The sequence below is a fragment of the Bacillus sp. 16GRE42 genome (assembly GCF_019837435.1).
GTDB lineage: Bacteria > Bacillota > Bacilli > Bacillales > Bacillaceae_G > Bacillus_A > Bacillus_A wiedmannii.
In genome coordinates this window covers 1754008-1766141 of the sequence record NZ_JADAXF010000001.1, presented here as the reverse complement: position 1 = coordinate 1766141, position 12134 = coordinate 1754008, and the positions used below count along the sequence as shown (strand labels likewise).

Here is a 12134-nt window from a genome sequence, read left to right as displayed (position 1 = left end):
GATATATCTGATAGGAATTCCTTTATTTGATATGTTGTTACATACATAATTGTGGACCCTTAGCTCAGCTGGTTAGAGCAGACGGCTCATAACCGTCCGGTCGTAGGTTCGAGTCCTACAGGGTCCATATCCATTTCACATGTTTATTATGTCAGTGGGAAGCTTCCTTGTAGAAGGGAGCTTTTTTTACGGAATATATGAGCATTTTAATTGAAAAGAAGTGGGATTTTTGCTACGTTAATGATAGCAAGACAATGTGATTTATTTGTTTGCACCCTATGGCAATTAGGGTAGAATGAAGTTGTATGTCACTTAAGTGGCAATACATAAATTGGGAGGAATATAACAATGGCAAAACACGAATTACCAAATTTACCTTATGCGTATGATGCTTTAGAGCCTCACTTTGACAAAGAAACAATGAACATCCATCATACAAAACATCATAACACGTACATTACAAACTTAAACGCTGCTTTAGAAGGTCATGCAGAATTAGCTGACAAAAGCGTAGAAGAATTAGTTGCAAACTTAAACGAAGTACCAGAAGCAATCCGTACAGCAGTACGTAACAATGGTGGCGGACATGCTAACCATACATTCTTCTGGACAATCTTATCTCCAAACGGCGGCGGACAACCAGTAGGCGAACTTGCAACTGCAATTGAAGCGAAATTCGGTAGCTTCGATGCATTCAAAGAAGAATTCGCAAAAGCTGGCGCAACTCGTTTCGGTTCTGGTTGGGCTTGGTTAGTAGTAAACAATGGTGAGTTAGAAGTAACAAGCACGCCAAACCAAGATTCTCCTCTAACTGAAGGTAAAACTCCAGTTGTAGGTTTAGATGTTTGGGAACATGCTTACTACCTAAATTACCAAAACCGTCGTCCTGACTACATCGGTGCATTCTGGAACGTTGTAGATTGGAACGCTGCTGAAAAACGTTACCAAGAAGCAAAATAATTGTAATAACGATAGAAAAAGCTAGGAGAATGCTCCTAGCTTTTTTCTATGCTTTCCTTTTACATAATTGGGCTTGTCTTTGGAAGACTAGAACATGAAGTAAAGGAGAGTTGTGTATGAAGTGGAAACATGTAATTGGTGACGTTGAAGTGAATCGGGATTTAGTGTTATTGCTCCTTATTGGAGGTTTATACACGCTCGCAATTTCTTTATCGAATACGTTTGTTAACATTTATTTATGGAAACAAACACAAAATTATGTGAATCTTGGCTTGTATAATTTGGCCAGCGTTGTATTACAGCCTCTCACATTTCTTATAGGTGGGAAATTAGCGAAGCGTATTGATCGCTCAATCTTGTTACGAATAGGCGTAGGCACGTTAGCTATTTTTTTTATCGTTGTTTTAGTAGCGGGAAAAAGCGCTTCTCACTATATTTTATTAATGGGGGCTCTTTTAGGAGTCGGATATGGTTTTTACTGGCTCGCGTTTAACTTATTAACATTTGAGATTACAGAACCAGAAACAAGAGATTTCTTTAATGGGTTTCTTGGACTTCTTACATCCTTCTCTGGCATGATTGGACCGATAGCAGCTGGATACACAATTTCACGTATGGAAAAATGGAGTGGTTATACGGTCATATTCTTTCTTTCGTTACTGTTATTTGCAATTGCTGTCATTTTAAGCTTTTTTGTATCTAAGAGAGAATGTGAAGGACGGTATGAAATTGTACAAGTATTGAAAGAGCGGCAGATTGATAAAAATTGGGGAAGAATTACACGTGCTCATTTTTTCCAAGGGTTGAGAGAGGGAACGTTTATTTTTGTAATTTCCGTGTACGTGTATTTAGCGACGGATAGCGAACTCGCCTTAGGAAAATATAGCTTAGTAAATTCTGCTGTATCATTTGTATGTTACTACTTAGTCACTCGTATGTTAAAGAAAGAGTGGCGGAAAAAAGCAATTTTGCTTGGCGGCATTATTTTATATGCAGTCGTATTTTTAGTTATATTCAATGTTACATACGCAAAATTACTTATTTACGCAGCGTGTATTGCGATTGCATACCCTATTTTGCTCGTTCCGTACGGGTCCATGACATATGATGTAATTGGCAGAGCGAAAAATGCGAGAGAGTGGCGTGTAGAGTATGTAGTTGTCCGGGAATTATGGTTAAATGCAGGAAGAATTTGCTCGATTTTAAGTTTTTTATGTGCTGTACTATTCTTTCCGCCCGAAAAAAGTTTACCTTACTTATTATGTATTTTAGGTGCAGGACATTTTCTTATTTATTTTGCAGTTAAAAATGTCAAATATGATGAGGGAAATGCAAGTAAAACAAGTGTTGTAACGCAAGCAACTGCGCAGAATCAAACAGAACCAGAAGGTTAACTTCTCGGTTGTTTTATGCTAGAATAGAAAAAGATGTAAGACAGCAGTGAGGACACCTGTATGAAGGTGTCCCTTTCACATTACATAGCTGTTGGTAGAGGGGGTTTGTATGAGCAAGAAGCAGAAACAACAAAAGAAAAAGACTCACGTTCCTTTTCGGTTAAACGTGCTGTTTTTCTGCGTGTTTTTAATGTTCTCCGCGGTTATTGTAAGACTTGGATATGTACAAATTGTTCGCGGTGAGGAATATAAGAATGAAGTGGAGAGGAAAGAGAACTCGACGATAAGTAATCCTGTACCACGTGGGAAAATATTTGACCGTTATGGGCGAGCTGTAGTAGATAATGCAGCTGTTCGTACGATTACATTTACAAAAATGAAAGGATCAACTGCAGAGGCTCGCTTAGAAACAGCGGAAAAGCTAGCAGATTTGATTGAAGTACCGACAGATAAATTAACAGATCGCGATAAAAAAGATTATTGGCTTGCTATGCACAAAGAGGAAGCTAAAGAAAAGATTACGAATAAAGATCGTCAAGAGTTAAAAGATAAAAAAATTGACGATAAAGAATTAGATGAACGTCAACGAAGTCGCGTGACAGAAGAAGAAGTGAATCAATTATCCGCAAAAGATTTAGAAATACTAGCGATTAAAAGCAAAATGGACGGCGGATATGCAATGACACCTCAAGTTATTAAAAAAGATGCTACAGAAGAAGAATATGCGATTATTAGTGAAAGCCTAGCAGCATTACCGGGTGTAGATACGAATGTTGATTGGGATCGAAAGTATATTTATGATGATTTATTCCGAAGTGTACTTGGCGGGGTGTCAACGTCTGATGAAGGTTTACCTAGAGAAAGACTAGATTACTATCTTGTTCGTGATTATAATCGAAATGACCGCGTAGGGAAAAGTTATCTTGAGCAGCAGTATGAAGATAGTTTGCATGGTAATAAAGCGGAAGTGAAAAATATTACAGATAAAAACGGTAATATTTTAGAAACGATTAATGTATCAAAAGGGCAAAGTGGTAATAATCTGAATTTAACAATTGATATGGAATTACAAAAGCGTGTAGAAGAAATTATCACTAAAAATTTATTGAGATATAAAGGGGGACAACCTCTTTTAGATCGTGCATTCGTTGTAATGATGAATCCGAAAAATGGTGAAGTTTTATCTATGGCAGGGAAACAGTTAGTGAATGAAAATGGCGAAACGAAAGTGCAGGATTTCGCATTAGGAACGATGACAAGTTCCTATCCGATGGGATCAACTGTAAAAGGTGCGACAGTACTTACAGGCTATCAAACAGGTGCGATTCAACCAGGTTCAGTTCAACTCGATGAACCAATCGTATTGAAAGGAACGCCGAAAAAATCTTCTTGGAAGACGATGGGATATATTAATGATTTGACAGCATTAAAAATGTCTTCTAACGTTTATATGTTTAAAACGGCGATGAATCTCGCAGGTGTTCAATATGTGAGAGGTGGTACGTTAGATATACCACAAAAAGCATTTGATACGATGCGTTATTATTTCGGACAGTTTGGACTTGGTGTGAAAACAGGTATTGATTTACCGAATGAATCAGCGGGCCAAACAGGTAAAGGAATTCAGCCAGGTTTCTTATTAGATTTATCAATTGGACAGTATGATACGTATACACCACTTCAATTAGCGCAATATGTTTCAACAATTGCAAATGGTGGTTACCGTATGCAGCCGCAAGTTGTGAAAGAAATTCGTCAACCGGCAGTGAAACCAGACGAAGTTGGAAAAGTGGTTCATTCAATGGAACCGAAAGTGCTAAATCGTATTGATATGCCTGAATCACAAATTAAACGTGTTCAGGAAGGATTTAGACAAGTATTTAACGATTCTGGTGGTACAGCTGCGAAATACTTTGCAGGTGCACAATATAAAGCTGCTGGTAAAACAGGTACAGCTCAAACTGTGTATGGCGGAGATAAAGAGATTGGTAGAAAGGCAAACGGTGAGCGTAAAGAAACATATAACTTAACATTAGTAGGTTATGCGCCACTTGAAGACCCTGAAGTAGCATTTTCTGTTGTTGTACCTTGGGTAGATGATAAATCAGGTATTAACGGATATATTAGCCGTGACATTATGGACGCGTACTTTGATTTGAAAAAAATAGAAAATGGCGAAGCTTCAAAAGAGGAAATAGATAATAAAAAGAAAAATAAAGAGCAAGATGATGAATAAAAAAGTTGTAAAAAAAGCACACTATCTGAAAAGATAGTGTGCTTTTTTTTATGGTTCATGCATACGTTCTAATAAAGTGGACAAGCATATCATATCGGAAAATTAAGAGGCCTCACAAATGATACTTATACATTCCTCTGGAGGAAAATGGTTTTATGAACCAATCATCAGTGAAAATGAACAGTGGCTACGGATTAAAGTTTTACCTAATGTTGATTCTTGTGGAACTTTACAAAACTTTTACAAACAATTAAAACCGAATTAATAGTTTAGCAGTATTCTTATATCTGTAATCCTGTTATTTCCGGTTACTTCTAGGAGGAAGAACACGTGAAATGGATAAGTGCATCGATTAAAGTTTTCATGCTGTCGACATGTTTCCTTTATGTTGGCACGTCTACTGCATTTGCTGTGAATGAAATGGGAGAAGTGAGAGTTGATGGATCCTCAACAGTTTTTCCTGTTATAGAAGCAGTAGCGGAGGAATATACAAAGGTGCATCCAAACGTGAAAATTTCTATTAGTGTTTCTGGAACAGGAGGAGGATTTAATCGTTTCAGTAAAGGAGAAGTAGATATAAATAATGCTTCGAGAGCAATGAAACAAGTGGAAGAAAATGAGATGAAGAAAAACTCCATTCAGTTTACACCGTTTGAAGTCGCTTACGATGGTCTTACGATCGTTGTAAATCGCCAAAATACTTGGGTAGACAATATGACGGTAGAAGAGTTACGTCTATTATGGAGTGAAGATGAAAGCGAAAAGCGATGGTCACAAATTCATTCATCATGGCCACGTGAACAGGTGAAGTTTTATGCGCCAGGTGTAGACTCTGGTACGTATGATTATTTTCAAAATGTCATCTTACAAAATAGTCGCATTGTAAAAAAAGTCTCTTTGTCTGAAGATGATCAAGTTATTATGCAAGGGGTAATGAATGATAAAAATGCCATTGCTTTTGTAGGATATGCTTATTATATGGCCAATCGAGATAAGGTGAGAGCAATAAAAGTGAATGGTGTACTTCCGACGAAAGATACCATTCAATCAGGTAAGTATAAGCCATTATCTAGGCCACTATTTGCTTATGTGAATGATGCATCTATCCGAAATAAAATGAATGTAGCAAATTATATTGAGTTTATGATTCAACATGTTGGTGATCTTGCTGAAGAGGTTGGATATGTAAAATTACCAAAAGAACAATACAATGAACAGCTGCGGATGTTAACAGAAATAAAAAGGTAATGTCAGGGTGGAGAGGGGTTTTCATCTTTGGCTCATAATGACAAAAATCAAATTACATTTTCTGTACAACATTTGATTGAAAGAAATACAAAACAAAGAAAAAAAACGCAGCGAATCAATCGAATCGTTCCGTTATTACTAAAAATAATTGCTAGCGTGTCTATTGTAACGACACTTGGAATTATTTTCACATTGGCAAATGAAACATTGATGTTTTTTCAAAAAATACCATTACTCTCCTTTTTGACGGGAAAAGAATGGTTACCTTTTTTTGAAGATCCTAAATTCGGTATATTACCACTTATATGTGGAACGTTCCTTGTAACAGCAATTGCCATGCTTGTAGCAATTCCTATCGGTTTAGCGTGTGCCGTATTTTTAAGCGAATATGCTTCAAACGGTGCAAGGAAAGTATTAAAACCGATGTTAGAACTATTAGCAGGTATTCCGACAATTGTATATGGTTTTTTTGCATTAACAGTTGTCACACCACTTTTACAACGGATTATACCAGATTTACAGTTTTTTAATGCGATTAGTCCAGGTATTGTTATTGGCTTTATGATGATACCTACAATTGCATCTCTATCTGAAGACGCGATGAGAGCTGTAGTGAAAGGGACGAAAGAAGCTTCGTTAGCACTTGGAGCAACTCGGTTTGAGATGGTAAAACAAGTCGTGTTTCCTTCGGCTTTTACAGGGATTATGGCAGCGATTATATTAGCTGCTTCCAGGGCAATTGGTGAAACGATGATAGTTGTAATTGCAGCGGGATCTACACCGAATGTATCGCTTGATCCGACACACTCTATTCAAACGCTAACAGCCTATATTGTGCAAGTGAGCTTAGGTGATGCTCCGCATGGAACAATTACGTATTACAGCATGTACGCTGTAGGCGCAACGTTATTCTTGTTTACTCTTATAATGAACATCATTTCACACTCTATTATGCGCCGCTTTAGGAGGGTGACATAATATGCGAATGTTGAATCATAAAAAAATACAAGAAAATATGGCATCACGTTTTTTAAAAGACCGAGTTTACAAGTTGTTATTTTATATAGCAATTTTATTTTCAATAGCAATACTACTTATTTTGCTTTTTCAAATTTTTGAAAAAGGTATAAGTTACCTTTCGATAGATTTCTTTACAAACTTCGCTTCGCGTAATCCGAAAGAAGCTGGGATTGCTGCAGCTTTGTCAGGAACAATATTATTTATGAGTATTGTTATACCAGTCTCCTTTATATTTGGAGTTGGAACTGCTCTTTATTTGGAGCAATATGCGAAGGAATCTATATTTAAAAAGGTAATAGAAATTAATAATCAAACGTTAGCAGGAGTACCTTCCGTTGTATTTGGATTACTCGGCTTAACTATCTTTGTATATGCTCTTCATTTAGGTGAGAGTATTATTGCGGCGGCACTGACGATGAGTTTACTCGTTTTACCGACAGTTGTTGTAGCGAGTCAAGAAGCGATACGATCTGTACCAAGTTCATTATTAGAAGCCTCTTACGGATTAGGTGCTACGAAGTGGCAAACGATTTATCAAATTGTATTGCCATCTGCTTTCCCAGGAATTATAACGGGTTGTACGTTAGCGATATCAAGGGCGATTGGAGAAGCGGCACCGCTATTAGTTATCGGGGCACTTGCATTTGCAAATTATGTTCCATTTAGTATGTTTGATAGATTTACAGTTTTACCAATTCAAATTTTTAATTGGATGAGTAGACCGCAAGAAGAATTTCAGTACGTAGCAGCTGCTGGGATGATTGTCTTGTTAGGTTTATTACTCTTTATCAATATATTTGTCTTATGGTTACGAAATCGAAAATAAGTTGGAAATGGATGAAAGGGGAATTCAAATGGTAGCAACAGTAGTAAATGTACAGGTGAAAAACGAGGAGAAAATCGAGACTGCACCAAATAAAGTAGTATTTGATACGAAAAACTTAAATTTATGGTACGGAGAAGACCATGCTTTAAAAGATATTAACTTAAGCATTCATGAGAATGAAGTTACAGCAATTATCGGACCAAGTGGTTGTGGTAAATCAACGTACTTAAAAACATTAAATCGTATGGTAGAGTTAGTACCAATCGTGCGAACTACAGGTGTAATTGAATATAGAGAGCGCAATATATTTGAAAAATCATACCCAGTTGAAGAATTAAGAACTCATGTGGGAATGGTGTTCCAAAAGCCAAATCCATTTCCGAAATCTATTTATGAAAATGTAGCATATGGCCCGAAAATTCATGGTATTCGTGATAAGAAAACATTGGATGAAATTGTTGAAAAAAGTTTACGTGGAGCAGCGATTTGGGATGAGTTAAAAGATCGTTTGCATGATAATGCATACGGTTTATCTGGTGGACAGCAACAGCGTCTATGTATCGCACGTTGTTTAGCAATTGAACCAGACGTTATTTTAATGGATGAGCCAACATCGGCACTAGATCCAATTTCAACATTAAAAGTAGAAGAATTAATTCAAGAGTTAAAGAAAGACTTTAGTATTGTGATCGTAACGCATAACATGCAACAAGCAGCACGTATTTCAGACAAAACTGCTTTCTTCTTAAGTGGAGAAGTTGTGGAATATACAGATACAAATAAATTATTTACGACACCTTCAGATAAGCGTACAGAAGATTATATTACAGGCCGATTCGGTTGATATCGTTGCAAGGATAAGAGTAAATACCCTCTTAACAGAGGGTATTTCTTATTTTTACCTCATTTAATTAGAGAAGTAATACTTCTCCTATCTTAAGGCTTATTACAAATAGGCTAGGTAGGAGATCTATATATAATGGCACATAATATTGAGGGGGGAAGAAACAATGGTAAGAGAACAGTTTCAATGTGATTTAAAAATGTTACAGCAAAAGGTGATTGAGCTTGGAGAGCTAGCGAGGGAAGCTTTATTGCTTGCTATGGAAGGTCTTCATAAAAGGGATGTAGAGAAAGCGTTAGAGGTAATTGATGGTGATTATCGTATGGATAATTTAGAAGAGGAAATAAATGATCTTGCGCTGATGCTTATTACGAAGCAGCAACCTGTAGCAAGTGATTTAAGAAGGATTTTCATTTCAATTAAAACAGCGACAGATTTAGAGCGTATTGCAGATCATGCTGTTAATATTGCGAAATCAACAATTCGTCTTGGGGAAAAAGAGGTGGTTGTTAGTTTGCACAATCTTGATGAAATGTTTGCAATTGCAAATAAGATGCTACAGTTAGCGCTAGAAGCATATGAGCAAGAAAATTTAACTTTTGCGAAACAAATTGCCGAAATGGATGATTCAGTTGATGAAATATATGGGAAAGCGATTCGTGAATTTATATCTTCAGTTCCAGAACAACCAGAAGCAATTACACAAATTACACAATTATCCTTTGTGGCGAGATATATCGAGCGTGTAGCAGATCATATTACAAATATTGCTGAAAATGTTTTTTATTTAGTAAAAGGAAAGCATTACTTATTAAATGAATAAAGAAAAAAGGCAGGTGAAACATCACCTGCCTTTTTTAGTCAAAACATGACAAAAAAAGCTCGTTGTTTCCTTTAGTTTATGATGATAAGATGTATCATAATGTAATGGAAAAAATAGGACACATATGTTGTTCATTTAATAAGTAATAGTTTAACGAGTTAATAGTAAGCGCTTTCTTTCGTGGCATTTAAAATGTACATGTATATAGGGAGTTTTACTGCCTGTAAAAGCCCGAGTCGAGTGGTCAAGGCTAATAATCAGTGGGGGATGCACAAAATCCCTACTAATTAAAGTTTTATTTTATACTGCTAGTTAATGCGGGGTAGATAATATACATATCGTATATGAAGTTACTGAACATTATATAAGTGGAGGCTGAAGTATATGAAGGGGGTTATTTTAGCTGGAGGAAAAGGACGACGCCTTAGACCATTAACATGTAATACTCCAAAGCCGATGTTGCCATTATTAGAAAAGCCAGTTTTGGAATACAATATTGAATTATTACGTCAGCATGGTATTCGTGAAATTGCAATTACTGTTCAGTATATGAGTACAGCCATTAAGCAATATTTTGGTGACGGTAGCAAATGGGGCGTTAACTTGTACTATTTTGAAGACTCTCCACCGCTTGGAACCGCAGGGAGTATTAAACAAGCGGAAACATTTTTAGATGAAACGTTTGTTGTCATAAGCGGGGATGCGTTAACTGATTTTCAATTATCAGAAGGAATTATGTTTCATGAACAAAAGAAAAGAATGGTAACTATGTTTGTAAAGGAAGTAGAAAACCCACTCTCATTCGGTTTAGTTGTAATGAACAAAGAACAAGAGGTTACACGATATATAGAAAAACCGAGCTGGAATGAAGTAGTCTCTAATATTGTGAATACAGGTATATATATTATGGAGCCAGAAATTTTTTCTTACATACCGCCCGGAGAATTTTTTGATTTCAGTCAAGATGTGTTTCCGCTATTGGCAAATAAGAACGCATTATTTGCATATTTGTCAGAAGGTTATTGGTTAGATATCGGTACATTTGATCAATATCGACAAGCACAATTTGATTTGTTAACGAAAAAATTGCAAGTACCAATTCCTTATACGGAAGTATTGCCGATGGTATGGATGGGAGAAGGTGTGACGATAGGAAAAGGAACGAAAATTCACGGTCCTTCTTTTATTGGAGAAGGAGTAAAGATTGGTGCTGGAGCTGTAATTGAACCGTACTCTATTATCGGGAAAAATAGTATTGTTTCAAGTTATTCTCATCTTCAAAAAAGTATTGTTTTTGCAAATACGCACATTGGGCAGTATTGCGAGCTATTAGAAACGACAATAGGAGAGCATACAATGGTGGAAGATGACGTTACGCTGTTTCAAAAAAGCATTGTAGCAGATCATTGTCATATAGGGAAAAGTACGGTAATTAAGCAAAAGGGAAAACTATGGCCATATAAGGCGATTGACAGCTATTCGGTAGTAGGATCGGCTGGTGTTCAAGAAAGTGAAAAGAGTGCAGGATGGCTGCAAAAAAGCCGCATTGTAGGAAGAGGTAATGTTGAGATCACTCCTCAATTTATTGTAAAGGTTGCAATGGCGTACGGGTCCCTTTTTGCGAAAGGGGAAAGTATATTAATTGGGAGTCAAGAACATATAGAAACGACTTCTTATAAAAATCTCTTTCTTCATGCGATTCATGGTATCGGGGTTCATACGATGGAATGCAAAGAAATGAACGAATCGCTTTTTCAGTATAGCATTCAGGATTTACAATGTGCTGGTGGGGTTTTCATTCAAGTGGAAAATGAAAAAGAGGTTGTTATAAAGTTATATGGTAAGGATGGGGTACAATTAACGTATAAGCAGCAAAAAGCGATAGAACAAGTATATATGTCTGAGTCGTTTTATTACGTATGTGAGAAAGAAATGGGGCGGAATAAGCTAGTCCACGTTTCTTTACATGATTATATAGAGGCTGTATTAGAGCGCGTTGATATTGAGAAAATACAAAAACAAAAGTTTCATCTTCTTATTAATAAGAGGAATGATATGTTACAACATTTACTGATGCTCTTTTTACAAAGGCTCGGATGCACAGTTACATGGATTTATGCGGGCCAACAAAAGGATCATGTGAAAGCTTTGATGAAATCAAGTAAAGCAAATATGGCACTTATGTTTTCAGAGCAAGGAAATTATTTCGAGTTATATGATAATCATAGTAATATTTACCAAGGAACAGATTTTGAAGAGGTAGATATTCCAGATTTATTACTTGAATCGGCAGGAAATATTTACCCGATGTCTTTGAAATTAGGAGAATGTTACCTTCTATTTTATACGCAGGATGAAAAAAAGTCGTTTCAAGCAAGATGGAAGCGAGATATTTTATATCGAATTGGAAAATTATTCGAGTTAATAGCATTGCAGGGGAAAACATTTCTCAGCATAGTAGAGCAATCACCGCCGCTCTACCTACTTTGTGATGAAGTTGTATGTTCATGGAATGAAAAAGGGAAAGTAATGAGGAAATTATTGGCTGATATGGAAAGAAAGGAAGAAGGTATATTTGAAGGAGTACAGTTCAAATATACCGAAAAAGAGTGGTCTTATATCGTTTCTGACACAAAACAACCGAAATTTTTAGTGTATTCACATGCCAGAAACCCAGTAATAGCAAGGGAAAACATGAAAAATCTTATAGAAAAAATTAGACAATATCAAAAGGTGTAGAATTTTTATTTTAAAAGTGGTATTATAGTATAGTCTGATTTAAG

9 protein-coding genes and 1 tRNA gene are annotated in these 12134 nt (G+C 36.3%); all 10 read left to right on the top strand.

The features are described from left to right. Window positions 1–53 precede the first annotated feature (53 nt). Window positions 54–127, top strand: a tRNA-Ile gene (locus tag ILS93_RS09180). 221 nt (window positions 128–348) lie between these two features. Continuing rightward, window positions 349–960, top strand: a complete 612-nt coding sequence (gene sodA / locus ILS93_RS09175) for a superoxide dismutase [Mn] (protein ID WP_001052034.1) — start codon at window positions 349–351, stop codon at window positions 958–960. Window positions 961–1076: 116 nt separating this feature from the next. Next, window positions 1077–2354, top strand: a complete 1278-nt coding sequence (locus ILS93_RS09170) for an MFS transporter (protein WP_088048103.1) — start codon at window positions 1077–1079, stop codon at window positions 2352–2354. A 109-nt stretch (window positions 2355–2463) separates the two neighbouring features. Continuing rightward, a complete protein-coding gene (locus tag ILS93_RS09165) occupies window positions 2464–4590 on the top strand; it encodes a peptidoglycan D,D-transpeptidase FtsI family protein (protein WP_064474785.1) in 2127 nt (708 codons plus the stop codon). A 330-nt stretch (window positions 4591–4920) separates the two neighbouring features. Next, a complete protein-coding gene (phoX, locus tag ILS93_RS09160; RefSeq protein ID WP_088048104.1) occupies window positions 4921–5838 on the top strand; it encodes a phosphate ABC transporter substrate-binding protein PhoX in 918 nt (305 codons plus the stop codon). A gap of 27 nt (window positions 5839–5865) precedes the next feature. Continuing rightward, window positions 5866–6816 (top strand): phosphate ABC transporter permease subunit PstC, encoded by a 951-nt coding sequence (gene pstC / locus ILS93_RS09155; protein WP_088048105.1) that lies wholly within the window; start codon window positions 5866–5868, stop codon window positions 6814–6816. 1 nt (window position 6817) lies between these two features. Next, window positions 6818–7684, top strand: coding sequence for a phosphate ABC transporter permease PstA (pstA, locus tag ILS93_RS09150; RefSeq protein WP_222660348.1), 867 nt, complete (start codon window positions 6818–6820; stop codon window positions 7682–7684). 28 nt (window positions 7685–7712) lie between these two features. Next, window positions 7713–8528: a phosphate ABC transporter ATP-binding protein gene (gene pstB / locus ILS93_RS09145; RefSeq protein ID WP_064474789.1), complete on the top strand. Its 816-nt coding sequence runs from the start codon at window positions 7713–7715 to the stop codon at window positions 8526–8528. A 166-nt stretch (window positions 8529–8694) separates the two neighbouring features. Further along, window positions 8695–9351, top strand: a complete 657-nt coding sequence (phoU, locus tag ILS93_RS09140) for a phosphate signaling complex protein PhoU (protein WP_033657724.1) — start codon at window positions 8695–8697, stop codon at window positions 9349–9351. 384 nt (window positions 9352–9735) lie between these two features. Continuing rightward, window positions 9736–12090: a sugar phosphate nucleotidyltransferase gene (locus ILS93_RS09135; protein WP_064474790.1), complete on the top strand. Its 2355-nt coding sequence runs from the start codon at window positions 9736–9738 to the stop codon at window positions 12088–12090. The last annotated feature ends 44 nt before the right edge of the window (window positions 12091–12134 follow it).